Genomic DNA, 25975 nt, shown 5'->3' with positions numbered 1-25975 from the left:
CGAACCCGCCAACCCGATTAGGCTCGACCCCAGTCCGGCGAGAGGGAGGTGATCAGCGATGGGTGTGCTGTGGCGTACCGTGCGCGAGCTGCTCGCTGTGCTTCCCGCGGGCAGCACCCGCTTCATCATCGCCTTCGCGATCGCCTCCTCGGCCCTGGCGATCCTGGACGTCGCCGCGCTCGGTCTGCTCGCCCTCACCCTCACCCCGCTGCTCTCCGGTACCGATATCACCATCCCGGTGGTCGGCCTCACCCTCGCCAACGACCAGCTGCCGTGGCTGATCGGCGCGGTTGGGGTGCTGATCGTGACCAAGAGCGTGCTGGCGATCACTCTGCAGTGGCTGGCCACCCGCCGCTTCGCCCGGTTCGAGCAGGAGCTCGGTGCCCAGCTGCTCGACTCCTTCTTCGACGCCCCCTGGACCGACCGCCTCGGCCGCAACTCCACCGACCTCGTGCGCGCCACCGACGTCGGCGTGGCCACCACCGTGACCGGGGTGCTCATCCCGGCCGCGATGCTCTCCGGCGAGTTGGTCACCTTCGTCGCAGTGCTCGGCGTGCTCTTGGTCGCCCAGCCGGTGATGGCGCTGGTGGCGATCGCCTACTTCGGCCTCATCGGCGCGGTGCTGTACCTGTGGGTGTTGCGCAAGGCCGTCGCTGCGGGACGCCGCAACCGGGAGCACTCCACCCGCTCGGTGCGCCTGGTCAGTGAGATGGTGCACTCGCTGAAGGAGATCACCTTGCGTGGCAAGGGCCCGGAGGTGGCGGAGGTGGTGCGCGCCGAGCGCCTCATCTCCTCCCGCGCCCGCGCGAACATGTCCTTCCTCGGCGTCGTCCCCCGCTATGTCCTCGAGGCTGGCCTCATCGGTGGCCTCGCCCTGGGTGCCGGCGTGGGCTACCTGCAGAACGCCGACGGCGGAACTGACGCGGCCGTGCAAGGCGCCCTCAGTGCGGTGGCGCTGTTCGCCGTCGCCGGCTTCCGGATCGTGCCCTCCCTCACGAGGTTCCAGTCGATCATGGCCCAGACGGGCGCCTCGATGCCGTTCGCCCAGCAGGTGCTCACCGAGATCCGGGCGGCTGCCACTCGGCGCGAGGGCGCACCCCCGGCCGATGGCCGGAGGATTCCCGACGGCGCCCGCTCGCTCGCCGTCCGGGACGTCTCCTTCCGCTATCCCGGCAGTGACGTCGACGCCGTGCACGAGGTGTCCTTCGACCTGCCGTTCGGGCGTTCGCTCGCGCTGGTGGGCGCCTCCGGTTCGGGCAAGTCGACCCTGGTGGACCTGCTGCTGGGACTGCTGCAGCCGACGTCTGGCCGCCTGCTGGTGGGGGACGTGCCGATGACTGAGGTGCTCGCCGACTGGCGTTCCCGGGTGGGCTACGTGCCACAAGAGGTGTCCTTGTTCGACTCCACGGTGGCGCAGAACGTGGCGCTGACGTGGGATGCCGGCCAGGTGGATGAGGCCCGGGTGCGTCGTGCGCTGGAGCGGGCGCAGCTGCTGGACGTGATCGAGGCTCGTGAGGGCGGCATTCACGCCCGGGTGGGGGAGCGGGGCCTGGCCCTCTCGGGTGGGCAGCGCCAGCGGCTGGGGATCGCCCGGGCGCTGTACACCGACCCGCTGGTGCTGGTGATGGATGAGGCCACCTCCGCGCTGGACACCTCCACCGAGGCGGCCGTGACCACCGCGATCAACGACCTGGCCGGCGAGGTGACGATCGTGGTGGTGGCGCACCGCTTGGCCACGATCCGTCACAGCGACACGGTGTGCTTCATGCGTGATGGCGAGCTGGTGGCGCACGGCACCTTCCAGCAGGTCGTGGCCGCCGAACCCGACTTCGCCCAGCAGGCGGCCCTGGCCGGGCTCGTGGACGGGCCCAGTGACGAGCCCGGTGTTGACGAGCCGAGCGTCGATGAGCCCGGTGTCGATGAACCCAGTGATGATCAGCTCAGTGCCGACGAGTCCAGCAACGAGAACGGACCAGCGTGACCGATCCCGAGACCGTCCCGCCCGAGCAGATCCCCGACGGCGACTCCGACCCCGGCCAGATCGAAGGCGCTATCGATGAGGCCTTGCGAGAGGCACAGTTGCGGACCAAGGACGGGCACACCCCACGGGTGGCGATCCTCGTCTACAACGACGCCCATGCCGACACCCGGGTGCTGAAGACCGCCGCCACGCTGCGCGCAGCCGGCTGCGAGGTGCGGATCCTCGCCGTCGCGCGGGAGCGGGCCGGCTACTCCGAGGGCAGTGAGACGCTCCCGAACGGGGTGCAGATCGTGCGGCTGCCGGAGTTCCAGCTGGCGCGCTCGGCACCGTGGCTGGCTGACGCCTACCGGTGGGTGCTGGCCCGGCTGCGGCGGGTCGCGGGGGCCGAGGAACTGGCCACCTCCACATCAACGCACCCCACATCCCCTCCCACTGAACCGACCGGGACTCCGGCACCGGCCGTCGCCGCGAAGCCCGTCGGCGTGCTGTTGGATCTGTGGCTGCGCACCTACCGCACCGTCAGCCTGGCGATCTACTGGCGGGCCGCGATCTCGGACGGCGTCGCCTTCCACCCGGATGTCATCCACGCCAACGACGGCAACACCCTCGCCCCGGCCATGCGCATCGCCCGGCACACCGGCGCCGCGATCGTCTACGACGCCCACGAGCTGTGGCGCAGGCGCAACGTCCGCCCCCGGCCGGTGGCCCCGCACGTGGAACACCTGCTCGAACGCCTCGGCATCCGCCGGGCCGCTGCGGTGCTCACTGTCTCCCCGAGCATCGCCGGCTGGCTGCACCGCACCTACCGTCTACCCCGCCGCCCCCAGCTGGTCCGCAACATCCCGCCCGCGGCCCCCGTGCCCGACCCGGCGACCGGGGTGCTGCGCGAACGCGCCGGCCTGGCCGCCACCGACCAGGTGATCGCCTACGGCGGGCGTATCACGACCAGCCGCGGCATCGAGGAGACGATCGACGCCCTGGCGCACCTACCGGCCCACGTGCACCTGGTGCTGCTGGGCTATGGCGAGGAGGACTACCTGGCCGTGGTGCGCCGTCGGGCAGCGGATGCGGGCGTGAGCGACCGAGTGCACCTGGTGGGAGCGGTGGCCTCGCACGAGGTGGCCACAGCGCTCGCGGATGCGGACGTGTCGGTGGTGTACGTGCGCCCCACCTGCCTGAGCTATGAGTTCTCGCTGCCGAACAAGCTGTTCGAGTCCATCCACGCGGGGCTGCCGATCGTGGCCGCTGACCTGCCCGACACCAAGACTGTGGTGACGGAGTACGGGGTGGGGGCGGTGTTCAGCGTGACCGGGGGTGCCGAGGATCTGGCCGCGGCGATCGAGCGGGTGCTGGCCGATCCGGAGCCGTTCCGCGAGGCCGCGCAGGCGGCGGCGCGCGAGCTCACCTGGGAGGGTGAAGCACGCGTGCTGCTGGGCGAGTACGAGCGGGTGCTCGCTGGAGTCCGGACGTGAAGGTCTGGGTGCTCTCGTTCTCGACTATCACCGAGGATGCGCGCGTGCTCAAGCAGGTGCGGGTGCTGGCGGCCGAGCATGAGGTGACCACGGTCGGTTACGGGCCGGCCCCGGCCGAGGCGGTGGCTCACTATGAGATCCCCGCGGAGCTGGTGGCCTGGCACAAGGACCGCCTGAGCCTCATCCTGCGCCGGTACTCCCGCGTGCAGGCGAGGAACGCCGTCATCGCGCATCTGCGTGCGACGCTCCCGGTGGGTGAGGCGGACGTGGTGGTGGCCAACGACGCCGACACCGTGCCGCTGGCGTTCGGGCTCCAGCCGCGGCGCGGGGTGCACGCGGATCTGCACGAGTACGCTCCGCGGGAGAACGAGGAGTCGTGGCGGTGGCGGCTGTTCGTGGCGCCGTACTACCGGTGGATCGTACGCAGGTTCGTGGCGCGGGCGGCGTCGGTGACCACGGTGGGGCAGGGGCTGGCGGCGGAGTATCGGCGCGAGTTCGGTATCGAGGTGGATGTGGTGGAGAACGCCACGGCCTTCCATGACGCCGAGCCCGGTCCGGTGGGAGCGCCAATCCGGCTGGTGCACTCGGGCAACGCGCGGCGCAATCGCACGCTGGAGCTGATGATCGACGCGGTCGCGGCGACCAGCACGGACGTGACGCTGGATCTGTATCTGATGCCGAACGACCCGGCGTATCTGGCGGAATTGAAGGAGAGGGCGGATGGGGTGCGTGTACGGGTGCTGAATCCGGTGCTCTATGCCGAGCTGGTGCCGGCCCTGACGGCCTACGACATCGGCGTGTTCGTGCTGCCGCCGCTGACGTTCAACTACCGGTGGACGCTGCCGAACAAGTTCTTCGACTTCGTGCAGGCACGGCTCGGCATCATCGTGGGCCCCTCGCCGGAGATGGCCGCCCTGGTGCGCGAGCACGGCCTGGGGGAGGTCACCGAGGATTTCACGACGGCGTCCCTCGCCCGGGTGCTGGACGGTCTCGATCCGCAGCGGGTGGCCGAGTGGAAGGCGGCCTCGCACGCGCTGGCGCCGCAGGTGGCCGCGGAGCGCCGGTCGGGCGGATGGGTGGACGCGGTGCGGGCGCTGGAGCGGGGGACTGGCCCAGTCTGACCGCGCGGACGGACTGGCCCGTCCCTGCGCATTCCCGCCGGGCACCGAACCCGCCTCCAGGGGCCGATCTTTCGACCCGGGCTCGGGTTAGGCGGTTGCGGGTGGTCAAGTGGTGACCGTGGCCAACCGCGTAGACCCGCGCGGATGCCCGTATCAGCAGCCCGGCCCGGCTCTCGCGCACGTACGCGTCGCGCGGGGATATGTCGATGCACCCCCCCAGTACTCGTTCAGCGGCTGAAGGGTGCTGGTTCCTCCGGCGTGTGGATGCCCAATGATCACGCTGACCACCCTGAGCGGCCACTCGCGGAAGACCCTCGCGCCGACGGGCCCCTGATCGCACACCAGTCGAGCCCCGACCCGCTCATGGCGTTCCGGTTGATGGAGTACACGGTCCGGATCTGGCGTCGTCACCTTGACCAGCACCCCGATGCGACCCGGCTACCGGCAGTTCTCCCGGTGGTGGTTCATCACAACCCGGCCCACCCTGACCGGCCGTGGTCGGCGCCGACCAGCCTGACCGACATCCTCGACCTCGAACCAGGCACTGCCGCAGCGATGGCCCCGTATCTGCCCCGGTTGGAGTTCCTCCTCGAAGACCTCGCCGCGATTGACATCAACGAGTTGCGGGCGCAGCCGTTGACTGCGGAGGCCCGGCTGACGCTGGTGGTGCTCAAGACCATCACCAGCAGCCTTCACCCGGACGTGGACCTGGCCGTGTTCGCGGACGACCTGGCAGCCGTCATCAACCGCAGCGATCCCCATGATTCCGGCGAGGAGAGCCTGTTCGGACTTATCATGAGATACGTCCTCCTGGTCGGGGACGCACCACCAGAAGACTACGAAGCGTTGTTCACCCGCCTCGGACCCACCGCACGGGAGGCCTACATGACCAGCACCGCCGAGCAGTACATCCAACGAGGCCGGGGCGAAGGCCTCCAACAAGGCGTGCAACAAGGCCGACGCCAATCGCAAGCCGAGACACTCGCGCGCCTGCTCACCCAGAAGTTCGGCCCCCTACCCGAACACCACCAGGACCGCATCCAGCACGCCCCCACCGACGAGCTCGACACCTGGACCGACCGCATCCTCACCGCTACCACCCTCGAGGACATCTTCCATTGAAGCCCTAATCCCGGGGCCGACGACCGTTCCTGGCGCTGACTCAACGTGGACCGTAGGGTCGATACTTGGAGGTCATGTCGGCGTGAGCCGATCGGGCGGAACTACCTCGCGCTGTGCTTCAGGTCGTCATTGAGGATCGGTACCAGTGCGACACGTAAGCCGCCCTCCGTGGTCCGGAATCGGTGTGGTGTTCGGCCTCTGGCGCCGAGTTTCGAGGCGAGGTCGCGTCGCCAGGGATGAGTGACGTCACCTCCGGCGCAGGGAAGCGCGAGTTGCCGCGGCCGCGGCCGGTCGACGCCGACATCGTGCGGAGGGCAGTTGCTGAGGTGTACGCAGGGAGCCCCGAATCCGACTCACGCAGCGCCCTGACCAGCGCGAACTCCCATAGCCATCGCTACCCGTGGAAGTCAGGCGAGGTTATCACTTCGTTGCCAGCGCCTCCACTACCCGCTGAGCTGCACGCCCATCCCCATACGGCGCCGCGTTGGATTCCTCCGGCGGCGCCCGCGTCGCGGCCGCCGCGATCTCCCCGGGACCGACCAGCACATTCCACCCCGGCTCCACTGTCTTCACCCATTCGGTCTCCGTCCGCACCGTGGTGCACGGCACCCGCAGCTCGAAGACCTCTCTCTGTGGCCCCATCTCAGAGATGGCCGCCCTGGTGCGGCGAGCGCAGTCTTGAGAGGGGATCGAGGGTCTCAGGACGGCGTCCCTCACTGGGTGCCGGACGGCGTGTCCTACACGGCGTGACCCCGGAAGGCTGCCCCGCAAGCACTGGCGCGAAGGGTGCTTGGTGCCGGGGTTTGCGCTAGTCGTGGTCGTGGTCGTGGCGCTCTGGCCTCAGGAGATCATGCCGCGGCATGCGTCGCGGATGGTGGTGATGGGGATGACGTTGTCGTAGAGGCGGACTTCGTCGATGGTGCCGTTCCAGTGGTTGGAGTGGTTGCTTGCTGCCATGCCGCGGCCGAGTTGGGTTGGGCCGCCGGCGGTCCAGGTGAGGGGGGTGGTGATGGTCTCGGTGGCGGCGAGGATGGGTTCTGCTGTGCCGGTGGGGTCGCAGGTGTAGAGGCTGACGGTGTCGTTGGTGGTGTCAACGATGCCGGTCAGGTGTATCCAGTTGCCTTCCGCGGTTGAGGGTATGGGGGTTGTTGGGCGGGTGAGGTACGTGCTGCCGCCGTCGTCGATCGTGCGGATTTGCATGTGCCAGCACCCGTCGTTGACGCCGTCGCAGTGTGCGGGTGGGATGTAGCCGAGTTGGAATGCGCTGACGTCTTGCCCGTCTTGGCTAACTGCTGTTTGCGGGCTGCTTCCAAGGGAGTTCGGATTGACGTAGGCCATGACGGTGTAGCTCTGGCTGGTGTCGAGGACTGGCCCCGCGGTGTGCGCGGTGTCGCTGGTGGCGTCGAATCCGAGGGCGGTGTCGTTGGGGTCTCCGGCGAGGTCGGCGAAGGGGCCGGTTGTCCAGGTGGTGGAGGTGGAGATGGTGAGGTCGTTGGGGCCGATCTCGTCAGTGCCGGTGGTGCCGGTGGCGTCGTCAAGTTTCCAGTGGGCGGCGGTTCCGGGGAATTGGACGCTGAATCGGTAGGTGGTCACGGGGCCGGTGTTGCCGGCGTGGTCGACGGCTTGGACGAGGAGTCTGTGGGAGCCGGGTGTGGTGGGCGTGTAGTAGATGCTGGCTGCGGTGTCGGACCAGGCGTCAACGGTTTGGTTAAGTGCGTCGGAGTCGAAGGAATAGCGGAAGTAGTCGATGTCGTTGCCGGCGTTGTTGACGAGGAAACGGCCTTCGAGTCCAACTGCTCCGGACACGGTGTCTTCGGGGTAGGTGGCGGGCATGGTGGCCGTGTGTGGTGCCACCTCTGGTGCGGCGGGGTTGGTGGTGTCGATGGTGAATCGGCATCGGGTGGTGGGGCCGTAGCGTCCGGTGGTGACGTCGATGCCTCCGGCTCGCCATTCGTAGGTGTGGCCGTTGGCGAGGTTGCGGTGGGAGGGGACAGTGACGGTGAACTGGCTGCCGCTGGATTGGGTGGGCAGGCTCGGGTTCCAAACCCGCGTGTTGTCGCTGATGCGGTAGAGGTCCATGTTGCCGCGTACGTTGCCGCCGTCGGGGTCGGCCACTCGCCAGCGCAACGTGGGGGTGGTGTCGCGGATTGGTGCCGGGTTGGTCGTGGAGCAGGTGGTGGCAGGGCTGGTGGACATGGCGGTAGCGGCGGTGGGTGGGCGTGAGTACTCGACCGAGAACTTGGCGTCGTAGCGGTAGCGGTGCCAGGAGCTGGGCATGGAGGTCTCGTTGGAGGCGCGCAGGCCGAAGTTGACCGTGCTGTAGTTGTTCGCGGCGGTGTACTCGGCTGCTTCCGTGGCGTCCCATTCGATCCAGCGTTGGTTTCCGCAGGAGGATTTGTGAGCGAGGGCCATGGTCTGTTGACGTTCCCACCATCCGGGTTGATTGCTCCAACTCGTCGAGGAAGACAGTGGGCCTGTTCGCCACAGTTCGACATTGGTGGCGGTGCAGGACCAGGAATGCGTGCCATAGACACGGAATTCGGCGTCGATAATGTCCTCGGCGTCGAGGCTGCCGACGGTACTCATGCCGCGAAAGCGGTAGAGGATGCGGTGCTTGCTGCTGGAGGTGCATGAGGCCGCGTAGGCGGTGGAGCAGTAGCCGACGCCGGCGTCGCCGGTGAAGCCGTATTCGCCGGTGTGGGTGGGCCAGGCGGACATGACGACGGTTCGTTGTGGGCCGGTGGCGGAGATCGAGGGGTCGATGTGGATCGGCCAGATGGTGTCAGGATTGTTGACCATGTCCTGGTCCGGGGTGATCGTCACCGCCTCCGGTGTGAGCTCGCTGGCCATGGGAGCGACCGCATCACCTTCGCCGGGGGTGGTGGGGTCCTGCACGGCGGTGGCCCGGGCTGGCTCGTCGCCAGATCTCTCGCCGGTGTCGCTGGTGGCGGGCACGAGCGTGGTGGTGGATCCGGAGTCCCACATGATCGGGGCGGGGGAGGTGAAGATCTCCTCCCCTGCATCGTTGGTGGCGGTGAACCCGGCACCGATCGGGGCGCTGTCTTCGCCGTCGCTGCCGTCCTCGCTGGTGGGGGTGGTGGTCAGGCCTGGGGTGGTGGTGAGGGGAAAGTCGAGGGTCCGCAGTTGCGGGCTGCGCGCTGCTTCGGGCGTGTGCACGCGTAGAACTTCGGCGAATCCAGTGCCGTCGGGATGGACTGAGAGGATCAGGTCGACATCATCGAGGACGTCGGGGTAGGTGATGGTTCGTCCATCGATGCGGGGCCGGGTCAGGGGAAGTGGTGCGTCCATTTCGAGCGTGTGACCGGCTGAGGCGATCGATGCCAGGGGCTGGCCTGGTGTTCCGTCGGAGAAGACCATTTCGACCAGCGGCGCTTGAACGGTGATGCCGTCAGCGGTGTCGATGAGGGTGGGGTCGATCGGTTCCCAGTCGCCGCGCAGATTCGTGCGTACGGGCGAGTTGGAGTGTTCGGTGCGGAAGGTTCCTTGCGGGGTGGCGTAGGTGGTCGCGTACGCGGTGCGTTCGGTGAGGACCTCGATCTCCTCGCCACACGATGATGCCCGTGCCGTCGCGTCGCTGACGTTGTTGGTGGCTTCACAGGTGGGGTCCTGTGCGTCGTCAGCGCTGGCTGGTGCGGCGAGCGTCAGGCTGGTCAGGACCAGGGCCGTGGCAGCGGTGAGTGCAGTGGCTGAGCGTGCTGAGCGGTGCACGTGGTTCCCCCTTGTGGATTGTGGCGAGCCCCCTGTGACGGCCCTGTGGTGGGGTCGCCGTGCCGGGATGGTAGAGCCTGGCGTAGCTCGTCTCCGGTTGTGTCGTGGTGGAGATTCTGTTGGCAATTGGGGGTTCCGCGCAAGGGGTTCTTTGCGATAACTTGTGGCGCACTTGATGCCGAGCGGCCCGCCGCTGATGCAGGTGCCAAGGGGGTGGCGGGTGTATCTCGCCCTTCTGAGGGACTGGGGTGGTCGGTGTGAAGGGGGTAGCACACGACTAGGTAGGGGGCAGGGATGTCTATTCCGCGTTCAGGTCGGATTCTGGGTGTTGGCGTGCTGGTGGGGGCGCTGCTGGTCGTCGGGAATGTCACGCCCGCTGGAGCCCAGCCGGATGTTCCCTCGGATGAGGAGCGGGCGTCGTGGAGTGCGCAGGAACGCCGGGAGCACGGGCAGAGTCTGTGGCCCGATCGCGAGCGTGAGGACCTGATCGCGGCCGAACCTGTTGCAGTTGAGCAGCCGGTACCAGACTGGCCCCCGGCTGAACGCGCACGCCGTGTGGAGTTGCCTGAGCAGGCCCACGAACGCGCCAGGCTCGGTGCTGGGCGGGTCGAGGCGGGTCCAGTGACGGTGCAGGTTGACTCGGCTGCCGGTTCGCGTGGACCGGGTGCGCCGCAAGTGCAGGTCACCGTCGCAGACGCGAGTGCCGCTGCCGCGGCGGGTGTCGACGGGGTGCTGTTTGAGGTTGAGTCAGCCGCCGAGCTCGACGTGCCGGTCCAGGTAAGTGTCGACTACTCCGCGTACGCGGACGCCTTCGGTGGAGACTGGGCTAGCCGTTTGCAGTTGGTGCCGGTGCCCGGCTGTGATCTGGACGCCGACGGCGAGTGCGCCTCCCGAGGACCGGGACCGGCAACCGGGGCCAGGGATACAGGCACAGCGCCAGTGTCTTCGGTCAACGATCAGGAGCAGCAGGTCGTCTCGGCCACCTTCGATTCGGCCGAGGCGGGCACGTTCGCTCTGATGGCCGCTGAGAGCGGGCCGGGTGGTGACTGGTCAGCATCTCCGTTGGCTCCGTCGGCGACGTGGGACGTGTCAGCCAGGACGGGCAACTTCACTTGGTCCTACCCCTTCCGGACTCCGCCGGCCGGGTCCTATCCGGCACCGCAGCTGGGGCTGGGGTATTCGTCGGGTTCGGTCGACGGGCGGGTCGCTGATACCAACAACCAGGCCTCGTGGATCGGTGAGGGCTGGGGGATGTCCTCGGGGTTCATCGAACGCAGCTACGTGCCGTGCGTGGACGATACCGATGGGTCGGCGAACAACGCTTCCCTCACCACGGGTGATTTGTGCTGGGGGACGCAGAACGCCACCTTGCAGCTGGACGGTCAAGCCTATGAGCTGATCCTGGACGAGACCTCCGGTCAATGGCAGCCCCGGCATGACAACGGTATGCGAATCGAGCGCTTGACTGGTGCTTGGAACGATGGGCAGGACGGGGAGTACTGGCGAGTCACGGCGACCGATGGCACACAGTACTTCTTCGGGCGCGACCAACGTTCAGCCACCGATACCACGCCGTTGCGTTCTGCGTGGACGGTGCCGGTGTTCGGCAACCACCCGGGAGAGCCGTGCTACGACTCGGTGTTCGCTGACTCTTGGTGTGAGCAGGTGTGGCGGTGGAACCTCGACTACGTGGTCGATACCACCGGCAACTCGATGACGTATTTTTATCAGCGCGAGACCAACAGGTATGGGCTCAACTTGGATAGCGAAAGCGTCGCCTATGACCGTGGCGGCTACTTGTCCAGGATTGACTACGCGCAGCGTGAAGGGCAGGAGACCTCCACCGCTCCAGCGCGGGTCAGTTTCGATGTTGCAGAGCGGTGCCTCCCGTCGGGGTCGATCACCTGCGCGCCCTCGCAATTGACGTCAGCGAACGCTGAGCACTGGCCCGATGTGCCGTATGACTTGATCTGCACCTCGACCACCTCCTGCCCAGATGTGCTCTCGCCGGTGTTCTTCACACGCAAGCGCCTCGTCGAGGTCACGACGAGCGTGCTCGAGGGCGGTTCCTACCGCAGCGTTGACCAGTGGGAGCTGACGCACTCTTTCCCTGACCCGGGCGATGCCACCTCGAGGCATCTGTGGTTGGAACAGGTCCAGCACACCGGTCGCGCGGACTCACCGCAGGTGCAGATGCCGCCAGTCACCTTCGCCGGGGTGCAGATGCCCAACCGAGTTGACGAGTTGGGTGATAACGGCCCGCCGATGAACCGGTACCGGATCTCCTCGATCACCACCGAGACCGGAGCGACCACATCGGTCAACTACACGCCGATCGACTGCACCGCCGGTGACCTGCCCTCCAATGCGCACACGAACACACGCCGCTGCTTCCCGGTGACCTGGGACCCGGAAGGTTCGATCGGCCCGATCGAGGAGTACTTCCACAAGTACCTGGTCTCCAGCACGGTCGATCACCCGGGCGATGGCACTTCGCACGCGATCGTGACCAACTACGACTATCAAGGTGGTGCCGCGTGGCACTACACCGACAACGACCTGGTCGATCCGGAGTACCGCACGTGGCGGGACTTCCGCGGATACGCCGAGGTTGAGGTCTCCGTCGGTGACCCGTCACAAACCACCCCGATACGTACCGTGTATGAGTTCTTCCGCGGCATGCACGGCGACCGGTCCTCCCCATCCGGGGGAACCCGAACCGTCAGCGTAGACGGAGTCACCGATCACCCGCACTACGCCGGGATCGTGCGCACCGAGACCAGCTATGACGGGGCGGCGGCGATCACGGCCACCACCAACACGCCCTGGCAGTCCGCCCCCACCGCGACCGGGGCCGATGGTCGCACCGCCCGGTACGCCGCTATCGGGACTGTCGATGCCTGGGTGGATGCGCCCGCACTGCCCGGTGGTGAACGCACCAGCCGCACCATCACTACCTACGATGCCTACGGCATGCCCATCAAGGTCGATGACCGCGGCGATCTCGCTATCAGCGGCGACGAGCGGTGCACCCGCACCGAGTACGTGCGCAACACCAGCGCCCACATCGTGGCCACCCACAAGCGGCAGGAGACCGTCTCGGTGGCCTGCGCGCAGACCCCGTCCCGACCAGCGGATGTCCTCAGTGACACCCGCACCCTGTATGACGGCGGCAGCTACGGCACCGCGCCTACGCAGGGGCTGGTCACAGTCGAGGAGCGCCTGACTGGGTACTCCAGCGGGACCCCGACCTATGAGACGGTCACAGAGGCTGCCCATGACGCGACGGGGCGCCTGACCGCGGTCACCGACGCGCTCGGGAGGACCACCACCACCAGCTACACCCCCACCTCCGGTGGTCTGGCGACGCAGATGACGGTCACCAGCCCCGATCCCGACGGCGCCGGGCCGTTGACCGCGCACACCACCACCACCGCGCTCGACCCCGCTTGGGGCTCCCAGACGCAGGTCGTGGACCCGAATGGGAAGGTCACCACCGGCACCTACGACGCGATCGGTCGCCTGACCGACGTCTGGCGACCCGGCCGGGTCCAAGGCACCGATACCCCCCACGTGGAGTACGAGTACTCGGTCTCGGCCACGGGAACGAACACGGTCACCACGTCCCGGCTCATCCACGACGGCACCTACCTCGATACCATCACCCTCTACGACGGGTTGCTGCGTGAGCGGCAGACGCAGTCGCCCACAGCCGACCGGGACACCCCTGGGCGCATCGTGGCAGGGACCGTATATGACTCCCGCGGTCTGGTCTCCTACGCCAACGCCCCCTGGTATACGTCCGGTAGCCCGGCTACCACTGTGATCGAGCCTGTCGCAGCGGTGCCGCTGCGGACCAGCTACGCCTACGACGGCGCCGGCCGTCAGACCGCGGCGATTACCGAGATCGGTGAAGACGAACAATGGCGCACCAGCATCGCCTACGGCGGGGACCGGGCCACCACCACACCCCCAGACGGCGGTGTTCCCACCACCGAGATCTCCGATGTCTTCGGTCAGCTCATCGAGCTGCGCACCTACGAAGGCGCCACCCCGACCGGCTCCTATGACGCGGTCACCTACGACTACGACCCGGCCGGGCAACGCACCGCCATGACCGACGCCGACGGCAACACCTGGACCTGGGACTACGACCTACGTGGACGCCTGACCAGCCAGACAGACCCTGACACTGGTACCAGCACCCATACCTACGACGCTGCCGACCAACGCCTCACGACCACAGACGCCCGCGGGGAAACCCTGCACACCACGTACGACCACCTCGGACGGCGGACCGAGCTACGCGAGAACAACGCCACCGGAACGCTGCGCTCGACCTGGGACTGGGACACCCTCGACGCCGGACAACTCACCTCATCCACTCGCCATCACGATGGCGCCGACTACACCACCACCATCACCGGTTACGACGACGGCTACCGTCCCCTCGGCCACACCCTCACCCTCCCCACCGCCGAAGGTGCCCTCGCCGGGGACTACACCACCAGCTACACCTACACCCTCGACGGGCAACCCAAGACCACGACCTATCCCGCCGCCGGTGGGTTGCGCTCAGAGACGGTCACGACCTACTACGACAACCGCGGCATGCCCGAGTGGACTGCAGGCGGATTCGGATGGGGCGTCTACGTCTCCGGCACCGACTACTCCGTCTACGGCGAACCGCTGATCATGGACGTCGGAGCTTCCCACGCCAACCTCATCAACTACTCCTACCAGTACGGCACCCGCCGGCCCGACCAGAGCTGGTTGCAACGCGAGGGCGCCACCTCCTACGACCTGGACATCACCTACACCTACGACGACGCAGGAAACCTCCTCGGCATCGACGACGACGCCGCCGGCGATACCCAGTGCTTCACCTATAACCAGGCCCGCCTCCACCACGCCTGGACTCCCGATAACGGCGACTGTTCCGCCACGCGCACTGCCACCGGGCTCGGCGGACCGGCCCCCTACTGGCACACCTACACCCACGACGACGCCGGCAACCGCACCAGCCTCACCGACCACCGCGCCAGCGGCGACATCACCACCACATACGACCGCCCCACTGCGGGCACCAACCAAGCCCACACCCTCACCGAAACCACCACCACCGGCCCAAACACGACCACGACCAGTGAGTTCACCTACGACGACGCCGGAAACACTCTCACCCGTGATCTCCCCAGCCAGGCCCAGCAAACCCTGACCTGGGACCCGGAGGGGCGCCTGGAAACCCTGACCCAGGGCACCAGCACCGACGACTACATCTACACCCCCGAAGGGCAACGCCTGGTCCGTCACCAGGACGGCGAGACCACCGTCTACCTGCCCGGTGGGCAAGAACTTGCACTCGACGCCGGCACGATCACCGCGACCCGGTACTACTCCTTCAACGGTCAACAGGTAGCCGCGCGCACCAGTTCTTCAGCATTCAACGGTGACCTCGACACCACCATCGCCGATCACCACCACACCGCGACCATCACGATCGCCAATACCACCAACGACCTCACCCGCCGCTACTTCGACCCCTACGGCAACCCTCGTGGACCACAACCGGTCTGGGTCGACGACCACGGCTTCCTCAACAAGCCCACCGACACCACTGGCCTGACCCACATCGGAGCCCGCTACTACGACCCCACCATCGGTCAGTTCATCAGCCCCGACCCCATCATCGACACCACCAACCCCCACCAGTGGAACCCTTACACCTACGCCAACGCAAACCCCACAACACTCTCCGACCCCACAGGGCTCATTGCGACCGGTGGGAGGATGATTCCGGACTGGACAAACAATTCCTCGCGAATCAACAGTTCCGACGGTTTCCTTGAGGCCGGACCGAAGGCAGGAAAGGGAGCAAACCACAAGATCAAGCCGGGTGCCGACAAGAAGTATCCGGCCAAGCCCGGGGGGACAAGCTCGGGCGGTGGATCAACTCCTAGTACGACTCCAACTACATCCGGGGAGTCAAGCGGCGCTGGCTCCAGCAACCGGGCAGGCTCTGCCTCCACGGGTGGTAGCAGCAGCTCGCCTGCCATCGCCAGCGCCTTCACCCACGCAGGCGGGTGCCCGGGAATGACATGCCAGATCGGAGGTCCTGAAATATCTACCTGGGATATCGTCTCCGGCGTGCCGCAACTTTGGTGGGACCTTATGCAAGACACTGCGTACATGAGTCGACTATCTGGTATTGCGAACCACTACAATGGAACGACTCGGATGGGCTTGGAGTGGGCAGAGATTGGCGGCGCAGACTGCGAATTTGATTCCCGCTTTGGGCAGCATTATTGCTACAATGCCCCCATCCCAACAAACAATCCTGCGATGACTATAGGAAACGTCGTGTGGATTCGGAACAATGAACCCCTGACTGATCAGGTTGCGCGCCACGAGGCGCGACACAGTACCCAGTGGGCCGTCCATGGGCCAGGATTCGCGATCCTTTATGGTGTAGATTCTCTTATCGCGGCTGCTACCCGTGGAAATCCGGGTTGCGGCATCTATGAAGGGTTGGCCGACTATGCGGAGGGCGGATACCATGATTGCTATTGACTGCGCTCAGATCTTTAAGGCGACCGCGTCCATCTCCTTGGTCGCGATCGCAATTTCCGGATGTGAGCGAATTCCCTTCGGGTCTGACTTTCCCAACACTGGCAACATTGGAATCTATGTCGATGTCGACGGCTCCCCTTGGATCATGCACGAAAGTTGCTCCGATACTCGACCGGAAGAGATAACCTTCTATTCGGAGGGGGACGACAACTTTCAAACCGACCGGATAGTGCGGTACTCAATGGATGCCACCGAGGTTTCGGGGTGGTGGGAGGTGCCTCTATTTGACCTCGAGGAAGCGGGGTACGAACGCCGCGCCGGAGCGCATGAAATAACTGAAGGTGATCTTCCGTTTCGTGTGTTCGTAGCCGAGGAAGGTTGGGGTCCTGCATGGGGTTCTCTAGTCGTTGAAGAGCTTCCAGATCCGGGGTGGACTCTGTATGTAGATGAGAATTGGGAGACTGATGAGGTCGAGGGATATCGCCCTCCAGAACTGGAATGTCGAAGGCGTTGACGGCTCGCTGTCTGACAGCAAGTTCGAGGCATGGGATCTGCGCCGCGAACGGTTGACTTGAACCAGGGGATTGTGTGATTCGCACATGCAGTCGAGGTTCACCCACCGAGGTCAGCACCGTCGCCGACGCGGTCCAGAGTGCAGTTGCTGACGTGTACGCAGTTAGCCCCGAAACCGACTCACGTAAACCCCTGACCAGCACAAACCCTCCCACCGCCATCACTGCCCGTGGAAGTCAAGCCAGATTGGCATCGGCGTTGCCAGCACCCCCACCACCCTCTGAGCCGCATGCCCATCCCCATACGGCGCTGCATCGGTCTCCTCCGGCCGCGCCCGCGTCGCGGCCGTCGCAATCTCCCCGGGACCGACGAGCACATTCCACCCCAGCTCCACCGTTTCCACCCACTCGGTCTCCGTCCGCACCGTCGTGCACGGCACCCGCAACTCGAAGGCCTCCTTCTGCAGCCCACCGGAGTCGGTGATCACCCCGCGCGCCTGCGAGACGAGTGCCACCAGATCCGGGTAGCCGAGCGGGTCGAGCACCCGGACACCACCAGATCTCAGCGCCACCCCGTGCTCGTCAGCTTTCGCCCGCAACCGCGGATGCGCCAGCAGCAGCACGGGATGATCCACGGCAGCCAGCCCCTCCACGATCGCCGCCAACCGCCCAGCGTCGTCGGTGTTCTCAGCCCGGTGTAGCGTCGCCACGCTGAACTCGCCCGCGCTCACCCCGAGACGATCCAGCACATCCGAACCAGAGACCGCCCCGGCCACCTGATGCACCACATCCGTCATCACGTCCCCGACCACCACGGTCCGCTCGGCCAACCCCTCGCGCGCCAGATGTGAGGCGGCCACCTGTGTCGGCGCCAGCAGCAGATCGGCGGCATGGTCGGTCAGCACCCGGTTGTGCTCCTCGGGCATGCGGCGGTTGAACGAGCGCAGCCCAGCCTCTAGGTGCGCCACCGGCAGGTGCAGCTTCACCGCCGCCAGCGCCGCGGCGAGCGTCGAGTTCGTGTCCCCGTACACCAGCACCCAGTCCGGATCCTGCGCCCGCAGCACCGGCTCCAGGGCCGCGAGCATCGCCCCGGTCTGCCCCCCGTGGCTACCTGAGCCGATGCCCAGCTGCACGTCCGGTTCCGGGATGTGCAGCGCACTGAAGAACACGTCCGAGAGCAGCGCGTCGTAGTGCTGCCCCGTGTGCACGATCACGTGCTCCACCCCGGCCGCCCGGCACGCGGAAGCCACGGGGGCGAGCTTGACGAACTGGGGCCTGGCCCCGACCACACTCACGATGCGCACATGGCGAGTCTGGCACGCGAAGCCGTGTGGTCGCCGTCACCCCGGCCAGGTCGAACCGCAACGACGGGCTACGCCATACTCGACAGGTGCGCAGACAACAGGTGGCGATCGGCAGGGGAGAGCAGGCATGAAGGTTCTCGCCGTCACCCCCTGGTTCCCCACCGACGGCGCCCCCACCATGGGCACGTTCGTCGCCCGGGACGTGGCCGCCCTGGCCGCGCGTCCGGAGGTCGCCCGGGTCGAGGTGGTGCACCTCATCCCCGAGGCCCAGCACGACGGCGCAACTTCCGTCGAGCATGAGGGTATCCGTGTGCGTCGCATCCCCATGAACCCCCGCTCGCCGTTGTCGGTCCTGCAGGCGGGGCGGGCGCTGCGCTCCGCCGTCGCGGGTGCTGACGTCGTGCACACCATGGCTTTCCCGGCCCTGCTGCCGTTGGCGTGGTGGCGCCCGAAGGCACCGTGGGTGCACACCGAGCACTGGTCGGGCCTGACCACCCCGGGCACGCTGCCGCTGCTGTGGCGGGCTGCGTTGCCGCTGCTGTGGCCGCTGATCCGGCGCCCCGACGTCGTCACGGCCGTCTGCGACTACCTCGCCACCCCGATCCGGGCTCGCCGGGGCACCAAGTCCACCACGGTGGTGCCGTGCATCGTGCCCTCACCTGCCCACCTTGAGTCAAGGCCAATGCGACCGCGCACGCCCACCCGACTGGTCGCCGTCGGGGGCCTGGTGGAGCGCAAAGACCCGCTGCTCGCGGTGGACACCGTGGCCGAACTGCAGCGGCGCGGCCACCCGGCCCGCCTGACCTGGGTCGGCGACGGCCCGCTGCGCGAGAAGGTGGCCCGCCGGGCGAGCAAGCGCGGCGTCGAGCACCTGGTCCGGTTGCCTGGGTCTCAGGATTCCGACGGCGTCCGTTCAGCCCTCGCCGACGCCGACCTGTTCTTCCTGCCCACCCGGGCGGACAACTTCTGCGTCTCCGCGGCCGAGGCGCTGGTCGAGGGCCGGCCCGTCGTGGTCGGGGCCACCGGTGGGCAGGGGGAGTACATCGACGCGCGGGTCGGGTCGCTCGTGCACGAGCAGGACGCCGGCGCGTACGCTGACGCCGTGATCGACGTCGAGCACCGGACACTGCACCTGAACGCCAGCGACGTGGCTGCCACCGTGGCCGATCGGTTCTCCGCCGACCAGGTCACCGACGGTTACCTCGAGGCCTACCAGCGTGCCCTCCGCTGAGGAACCTCCGCCGCAACACGAACCGCCGGATCCGATCAAACCCGGCGTGGACGTCGTCATCGCGGTCCACTCCACGCAGCGCCCCATCGCCCGCGCCGTGCGCTCGGTACTCGACCACAACGGGGAGGGGACCCGGCTGACGGTCGTCTGCCACAACATCTCCGCCGGCGAGATCCGCCCGCTGCTGGACCAAGCGCATCGGGAGCAGGTGGTCTTCCTCGAGCACAAGGATGCTCACCGGAGCGCGTCCGGGCCGTTCAACGCGGGTATCGCCGCCGCGACCGGTGAGTTCGTCTCGATCATGGGCTCCGACGACGTCCTCTCCCCAGGAGCGGTCTCCTCCTGGTACTGGCTAGCCAAACGCACGGGTGCCGATGCCGTGATCACCCGGCTGGAGCGCGGCGACGACCGGCTGATCGTGCCGACACCGCCCACGAGACCGTTGCGGCGCAAGAACCTCGACGGCGTGGCGGACCGGCTCTGCTACCGCAGCGCGCCACTGGGGATCGTCTCGAAGGAGGCGATCGAACGCCTCGGGTTGCGGCTCGAGGAGGGAGCCCCGGTCGGGGGAGACGTGGGGTTCGTGACCCGGCTGTGGTTCCAGGGCACGATCGCCTACGACCGCTCCGGTCCGGCCTACGTGATCGGCGAGGACGCCCAAGACCGGGTGACGTACGCGCCGCGACCGATCGCCGTCGAGCTGCGGTTCCTGCGCACGATCGTCAAGGCGAGCTGGTTCGAGCGGCTGACCCTCGAGCAGCGCCGCTCCGCGGTGGTGAAATACCTGCGCATCCACCTCTTCGGAGCAGTGTGGAACCGGCAGGATCCCGACTTCTGGACCGCGAAGGAGCGGGCCTCGCTCGCGAAGGCCGCGACCAGGTTGCTGCGCGCAGCACCGGGCGCGGAGTCAGTGCTCTCGCTCGCCGATCGCGACCTGCTCGATGCCATCCTGGACGCAGACTCGGCAACCAACCGGATGCTGGCGCTGGCTGTTGCCAGGCGTAAGCACGGACGGCTCCGGACGGTGCTCACCCGTGACTTGGCGCAGGTGCTGGCGCGGGAGGCGCCGGTGCGGGTGATGGGGGCATCGCTGCTGGCGCGCTGACTCGTCGGCGAGCTACTGGCTACTATCGTGATCAACTCGGCGGGCCGACCCACTCGCCAGACAGCGCGTGCAAGGAGAGCTATGCAGATCACCGTCGTCGGCCTCGGAAAGATTGGCCTCCCGCTTGCTGTCCAGTTCGCAGCTGCTGGGCACGATGTGGTGGGTGTCGACATCTCCGAACGCGTGGTCGACCTTGTCAACGCGGGTACTGAACCGTTCCCAGGTGAGGCTGAGCTCGCTGAGCGGCTGGCCGAACTGGTCCCGGCGGGCAGGCTTCGTGCCACGAGCGATTACGGCGACGCGGTTCCCGGTAGCGATGCCGTGGTGGTGGTGGTTCCGTTGTTCGTCGATGACGCCACCTGGGAGCCGGACTTCGGTTGGATGGACTCGGCGACTCGGTCGCTGGCCGAGCACCTCACTCCGGGCACGCTGGTCTCCTACGAGACCACGCTGCCCGTGGGGACCACCCGCAGTCGCTGGAAGCCGATGATTGAGGAGATCTCCGGACTTCGAGAGGGGGAGGGTTTCCATCTGGTGTTCTCCCCGGAACGGGTGCTGACCGGTCGCGTGTTCGCTGACCTGCGCAAGTACCCCAAGCTCATCGGCGGGCTCTCCGAGGCGGGTGCGGCACGTGCCCGGGAGTTCTACGAGGCGGTACTCACCTTCGACGACCGCCCCGACCTCGAGCGCGCCAACGGCGTCTGGGACCTCGGTAGCGCCGAGGCGGCCGAGATGGCCAAGCTCGCCGAGACCACGTACCGCGATGTCAACATCGCCTTGGCGAACGAGTTCGGCCGTTTCGCTGCCGCGAACGGGATCGATGTGCACCAGGTGATCGATGCCTCGAACTCCCAGCCGTACTCCCACATCCACCGGCCGGGCATCGCGGTGGGCGGCCACTGCATCCCGGTCTACCCGCGCCTGTACCTGTGGACCGATCCCGAGGCCACGGTGGTGCGCACCGCACGGCAGGCGAATATGCAGATGCCCTCCTACACGGTCGGTCTCGCCGCCGGTGCCCTGGGTGGTCTCGAGGGGAAGCGGGTCGTCGTGCTCGGTGCGTCTTACCGGGGTGGGGTGAAGGAGACCGCGTTTTCCGGGGTGTTCCCCACAGTCGAAGCGCTGCGTGAGGCGGGTGCCGAGGTGCTCGTGCACGATCCGATGTACGCCGACGAAGAGCTGGCCGGGTACGGGTTCACGCCCTACCACCTGGGCGAGTCCGTTGATGCGGCGATCGTGCAGGCCGACCACCGCGACTACGCCAACCTGAGCCCGCAAGACCTTCCTGGTCTGCAGGTGATCGTGGACGGACGCCGCATCACCAGCAGTCACACCTGGTCTGGTGTCCAGCACCTCACCGTCGGAGTCGGCGCACCGAACTGACCTCCACTATCCAGAGCCGGACGTAGCCTGGGTTGATGACGAGCAACGCACCCTCTGTCCTCGCCATCACCGGCGGCCACGTCGTCCCGGTGACCGGCCCCGCCATCGACAACGGCACCGTGGTCGTCACCGACGGGGTGATCTCCGCCGTCGGTGGGTCCGAGACGCCGGTACCTGCCGGTGCGCGCGTGATCGACGCCACCGGCTCGTGGGTGCTGCCCGGATTCGTCGAGGCACACGCCCACCTCGGCGTGCACGAAGACGGCGAGGGGTGGTCGGGCAACGACACCAACGAGATGACTGACCCCAACGGCGGGCGGTTCCGCGCCATCGACGGCATCGACATCGAAGAGATCGGGTTCCGGGATGCCCTGCACGGAGGAGTGACCACGGCGGTGGTCAAGCCCGGCTCCGGCAATCCCATCGGCGGGCGTACGGTCGCCATCAAGACATGGGGCGGCCGCACGGTCGACGAGCAGGTGCTCGCCGCGGACGTGTCCGTAAAGTCAGCCCTCGGGGAGAACCCCAAGCGGGTCTACGGAGAGAAGAAGACCACACCCTCCACCCGGCTCGGCGTCGCCGCAGTGCTGCGGGAGGCGTTCGTGGCTGCCCGCAACTACGCCGCCGATCGAGACGCAGCAGCCGCGGATGGAAAGCCGTTCTCCCGGGACCTGACGAAGGAGACCCTCGCCGATGTGCTCGAGGGCACGCTCGCCTGGGACCAGCACTGCCACCGGCACGATGACATCACCACCGCCATTCGCATCGCGGAGGAGTTCGGCTACCGGCTCGTGATCAACCACGGCACCGAGGGGCACAAGATTGCCGACGTGCTCGCGGAGAAGCAGATCCCGGTGATCTACGGGCCGATGTTCACCTCCCGGGTCAAGGTGGAGGTGCGCGAGCGTGACATCGCCAACCTTGTGGCCCTCGACCGGGCCGGGGTGCAGGTGGCGATCACCACCGACCACCCCGTGGTCCCGATCAACTTCCTCGTGCACCAGGCCACCTTCGCTGTGAAGGAGGGCCTCCCACGGGAGACCGCACTGGCCGCGCTCACCCGCAACCCGGCCACCATCCTCGGCCTCGACGATCGAGTCGGAGCGCTCGAGGCCGGCCGCGACGGCGACGTCGTGCTCTGGTCAGGCGACCCGCTCGACCTCGACTCGCGCGTGGAGCAGGTCATCATCGGCGGCACCCCGGTGCTCGTGCCCGGAGAGGACGGGCCCCGAGTGGTGGAGCGGGCCGAGCGCTTCCGGGGCTAGCCCCGTCCGGACGCCGTCTCCGCAACTCCCGCGCTCACACGCGACGCTTCAGCGTCGACCGCACCGTCACCTGCCCCAGGGCCCACACCGACCGAGGCACCGACAGGCCCTCCACCTCGCGATAGAGCTGCCAGTTGTAGCGCACCAGCCGCAGGCGGCTCCCACCCGAGAGTGAGCCTGGGTGTGCCTCGCGGTAGAGCGCGAGCGGCTCGTCCAACCCGCGGGCGTGGTCACCATCGCGCAGGATCGACAGCCACAGGCCGTAGTCCTGGCGCTTGCGCAGATCCGGCATCCGCCGCAGACCCAGCTGCTGCACGTCGTACATCGCCGTCAGGCACCCGATGTGGTTCTGCTGCAGCATCGCCCGGTAGTCCACCTGCGCCGGTGCGTGCACCACCCGGTCGGTGGGGTCGAAGTCCCGGGCGGCACCGTCGAAGTCCGCCGCCACCTTGTAGTAGGCGGTGAACGTGAGCGGCGCATCGCTGCCGGCTGCGAAGGCGAGCTGCCGGTCCAGCTTGCCCGGTAGCCACTGGTCGTCGGCATCGAGGAAGGCCACGTAGGAGCCCTGCGCCCGGTCGATCGCCGCGTTCCGCGCCCGTGCGGCGCCACCGGAGACCTCCGCCCGCGCCGGCTTGATCCGCGCGTCCTCGGCCGCGAGCTGCTGCACCAACTCCCAGCTGCCATCGGTGGAGGCATCGTCGGTGATCAGCAACTCCCAGTCGGTGTGAGACTGGTCTTGTACGGACCGGATCGATGCCTCGACGGTTTCGATCGCGTCGTAGACCGGCATGATCACCGAGACCAGTGGCATCGGACCTCGTTCCTCGATCGACAGGGACTCGGCCCGCCCTCACCGGCGCGGGCCTGGTGCCACGGTAGCGTGACGACGATCGCCGGCGGGCACCAGCGGCGAACCAAGCAACACAGGCAGGCAGAAGGAGATACGGGTGGGGAACACGATCGGGCCGGGGTCACGGATCCTGGTCATCGGGAGTTCTGGCTTCGTCGGCTCCCACCTGGAGGACGCCTTCACCGGTCTCGGTGCCGAGCTCGTGCGATTCGACCTGCACCCAGATCCCGCCGGCCGGTACGAGACCATCTGCGGGGACGTGCGCGATGTGGACGCCCTCACCCGGGCGATGACCGGCTGCACCGCCGTCCTCAATCTCGCAGCCGCCCATCACGACTTCGGCATCGCCACCGCCACCTTCGAGTCCGTCAACGTCGGCGGCGCCAGGGCGGTGCGGGCGGCGATGGAGCACCACGGCATCACCAACCTGTGCTTCTACTCCTCGGTCGCCGTCTACGGTGAGCACCCGCAGCCGCCCGACGAAGCCACCCGCCCCACCCCGGTGAACGACTACGGCCGCACCAAGCTCGCCGCGGAGGCGGTCTACCGCGAGTGGGAGGCCAACGCACCCGCAGGCCAGGAGCGCCGCGCTCTGATCGTGCGTCCGGCCGTGGTGTTCGGCCCGCGCAACTTCGCCAACCTCTACAAGCTCATCCGGCAGATCGACACCCGCCGATTCCTGCCCGTCGGCCCCGGCACCAACCGCAAGAGCATGTGCTTCGTCGCCAACCTGGTGCAGGCGATCGCCTACCTGTGGAGCGCACCCTCCCGGCTCCCGGCCGGTAGCGACGAGGTCTACAACTACGCCGACAAACCCGATATGACCTCCCGGGAGACCGTCTCCGCGGTCTACCGGGCCCTCGACCGCACTGAACCGCGGCTGCGGCTCCCGCTGGCTCCCGTGCTTCTGGCTGCTCGTCCGTTCGACGTGGTAGGCCGGGTGACGGGCAAGGACCTGCCCATCACCTCCGCCCGGGTGCGCAAGCTCTCCGACGCCGAGACGTCCTTCTCCGCCGACCGCATCCGAGAGGTGGGGTTCGTGCCGTCGGTGAGCCTTCCAGAAGGTATCGAAGCGATGGTCGACTGGTACCGGCGGGAGGGCCACGACGCCACGCCGGTGGTGCACCTTCCCCCGGCTGAGGTGTCACGCTGACCGTGCATCCCCTCACCCCGGCATCCCGGGCCTACCCGTGGGGCTCGACCCGCGTGATCCCCGACTTCCTCGACAGTGCGCCCACCGGCGAACCGGTCGCCGAGCTCTGGTTCGGTGCCCACCCGAGCGCTCCCACCCCCCTTCCCGACGGCGGAGACCTGGCCACACTTCTGGCTTCCGACCCCGAACATCACCTCGGTGCCGATGTCATCGCCCGCTTCGGGCTGCGCCTGCCGTATCTGCTCAAGCTCATCGCCCCGCAGCGACCGCTCTCCCTTCAGGTGCACCCCAACCTGGAGCAGGCAAAGGCCGGTTACCAGCGTGAGCAGGACCTTGAGGTTCCGGCCGAACGTCGCAACTACCCCGACGCCAACCACAAGCCGGAGCTGGTCTACGCGCTGACGACGTTCGACGCCGTCTGCGGGTTCCGTGCGCCTCGGCGGGTGGCCGAGCTGTTGGACGGCCTCGACGCGCCGCTGGCACGCGAGCTGGCCACGCTGTTGCGTTCCACTCCGGGAGCACCGGGCGTGCACGCCGTCTTCGCGCGGGTTCTCAGCGGCACCTGCGGCAGTGAGGTCAGCGCCCTGGCTCGCGAGTGCCGGGTTCGTCTGGAGTCCGGCCGGTCGCCGTCACCGCGTGCCGATCGCCTCGTGGGGCTGCTCGACGAGCAGCACCCTGGCGATCCCGGCGCGGTGGCGGCGCTGCTCCTCAACCCGGTCACCCTGCAGCCAGGAGAGGCGATGTTCGTCCCCGCCGACTGCGTGCACTCCTATCTCCATGGTTTCGGTGTGGAGTTGATGGCGAACTCGGACAACGTGCTGCGCGCGGGTCTGACCGCCAAGCGTGTGGACGTGGACGAACTCCTCGCGACGGTCGACTGCGTGGCTGCCCCGCCCATCCGTATCGCCGCCGAGACGGACGGAGACGGCACGGGGGTGTTCTACGCCCCGGTCGACGATTTCGAGCTCTCGGTCGCCACCGTGGACCGGGAGAGCGGTCGCACGCTGCGTGGTCGCGGTCCCCGCATTCTGCTGGGCCTGGAGGGCTCGCTCACGGTGGAGACGCAGGCGGGTGCGCACACACTCACCCAAGGAGAGGCACTGTTCCTCAGTGCGGGCGAGACGCCGGTGCGCTTGACCGGCACAGGGCGGCTCGTGCAGGCGGGGGTGCCGTAGGC

15 protein-coding genes are annotated in these 25975 nt (G+C 67.6%); 11 read left to right on the top strand and 4 right to left on the bottom strand.

The genetic code is table 11. The features are described from left to right. The first annotated feature begins 58 nt into the window (after positions 1-58). From FV560_RS04550 to FV560_RS04535, 4 genes are all read left to right on the top strand, one after another. Complete coding sequence (locus FV560_RS04550) at positions 59-1981, top strand: ABC transporter ATP-binding protein (protein WP_159619858.1); 1923 nt, start codon at positions 59-61, stop codon at positions 1979-1981. Next, entirely contained in the window at positions 1978-3453 is a 1476-nt protein-coding gene (locus FV560_RS04545) for a glycosyltransferase (protein ID WP_159619856.1), read from the top strand. Before FV560_RS04550 ends, FV560_RS04545 begins: the two co-directional genes overlap by 4 nt. Further along, entirely contained in the window at positions 3450-4574 is a 1125-nt protein-coding gene (locus tag FV560_RS04540) for a glycosyltransferase family protein (protein WP_159619854.1), read from the top strand. Before FV560_RS04545 ends, FV560_RS04540 begins: the two co-directional genes overlap by 4 nt. 264 nt (positions 4575-4838) lie before the next feature. After that, positions 4839-5696 (top strand): Rpn family recombination-promoting nuclease/putative transposase, encoded by an 858-nt coding sequence (locus FV560_RS04535; RefSeq protein ID WP_159619852.1) that lies wholly within the window; start codon positions 4839-4841, stop codon positions 5694-5696. A 420-nt stretch (positions 5697-6116) separates the two neighbouring features. Here the strand turns inward: FV560_RS04535 and FV560_RS04530 are convergent, their stop codons facing one another. Further along, positions 6117-6338, bottom strand: coding sequence for a UDP-N-acetylglucosamine 2-epimerase (locus tag FV560_RS04530; RefSeq protein ID WP_159619850.1), 222 nt, complete (start codon positions 6336-6338; stop codon positions 6117-6119). A 198-nt stretch (positions 6339-6536) separates the two neighbouring features. Further along, positions 6537-9425, bottom strand: coding sequence for a LamG domain-containing protein (locus FV560_RS20500; RefSeq protein WP_159619848.1), 2889 nt, complete (start codon positions 9423-9425; stop codon positions 6537-6539). Positions 9426-9719: 294 nt separating this feature from the next. On the opposite strand from FV560_RS20500, the gene FV560_RS04520 reads away from it, so the two are divergent. Further along, positions 9720-15995 carry an RHS repeat-associated core domain-containing protein gene (locus tag FV560_RS04520; RefSeq protein WP_159619846.1) on the top strand — a complete coding sequence of 2092 codons (6276 nt, stop codon included), beginning with the start codon at positions 9720-9722 and terminating at the stop codon, positions 15993-15995. Positions 15996-16728: 733 nt separating this feature from the next. Here the strand turns inward: FV560_RS04520 and wecB are convergent. Next, entirely contained in the window at positions 16729-17811 is a 1083-nt protein-coding gene (wecB, locus tag FV560_RS04515) for a non-hydrolyzing UDP-N-acetylglucosamine 2-epimerase (RefSeq protein WP_159619844.1), read from the bottom strand. A 127-nt stretch (positions 17812-17938) separates the two neighbouring features. On the opposite strand from wecB, the gene FV560_RS04510 reads away from it, so the two are divergent. From FV560_RS04510 to FV560_RS04495, 4 genes are all read left to right on the top strand, one after another. After that, positions 17939-19042 carry a glycosyltransferase gene (locus FV560_RS04510; protein WP_159619842.1) on the top strand — a complete coding sequence of 368 codons (1104 nt, stop codon included), beginning with the start codon at positions 17939-17941 and terminating at the stop codon, positions 19040-19042. Positions 19043-19088: 46 nt separating this feature from the next. Continuing rightward, a complete protein-coding gene (locus FV560_RS04505) occupies positions 19089-20147 on the top strand; it encodes a glycosyltransferase family 2 protein (RefSeq protein ID WP_159619840.1) in 1059 nt (352 codons plus the stop codon). Positions 20148-20228: 81 nt separating this feature from the next. Next, a complete protein-coding gene (locus FV560_RS04500; RefSeq protein ID WP_159619838.1) occupies positions 20229-21530 on the top strand; it encodes a nucleotide sugar dehydrogenase in 1302 nt (433 codons plus the stop codon). Between the two features lie 35 nt (positions 21531-21565). Next, positions 21566-22795, top strand: a complete 1230-nt coding sequence (locus FV560_RS04495; RefSeq protein WP_159619823.1) for an amidohydrolase — start codon at positions 21566-21568, stop codon at positions 22793-22795. Between the two features lie 34 nt (positions 22796-22829). Here the strand turns inward: FV560_RS04495 and FV560_RS04490 are convergent, their stop codons facing one another. Further along, positions 22830-23606 carry a glycosyltransferase family 2 protein gene (locus FV560_RS04490; RefSeq protein ID WP_159619821.1) on the bottom strand — a complete coding sequence of 259 codons (777 nt, stop codon included), beginning with the start codon at positions 23604-23606 and terminating at the stop codon, positions 22830-22832. 136 nt (positions 23607-23742) lie between these two features. Here FV560_RS04490 and FV560_RS04485 point away from each other — a divergent pair, with 136 nt between their 5' ends. Both FV560_RS04485 and manA read left to right on the top strand, forming a co-directional pair. Continuing rightward, on the top strand, positions 23743-24798 hold the full coding sequence (locus FV560_RS04485) for an NAD-dependent epimerase/dehydratase family protein (protein WP_159619819.1): 1056 nt from the start codon (positions 23743-23745) through the stop codon (positions 24796-24798). Between the two features lie 2 nt (positions 24799-24800). After that, the gene (manA, locus tag FV560_RS04480) at positions 24801-25973 is read left to right on the top strand and encodes a mannose-6-phosphate isomerase, class I (protein ID WP_159619817.1); all 1173 of its coding nucleotides are present in this window, start codon (positions 24801-24803) and stop codon (positions 25971-25973) included. Positions 25974-25975: the final 2 nt, after the last annotated feature.

Origin of the sequence: Ruania rhizosphaerae, assembly GCF_009805705.1 — a bacterium.
Classification (GTDB): domain Bacteria; phylum Actinomycetota; class Actinomycetes; order Actinomycetales; family Beutenbergiaceae; genus Ruania; species Ruania rhizosphaerae.
The sequence above is the reverse complement of the archived record's forward strand: the minus strand, read 5'-3'. Positions and strand labels throughout refer to the sequence as shown.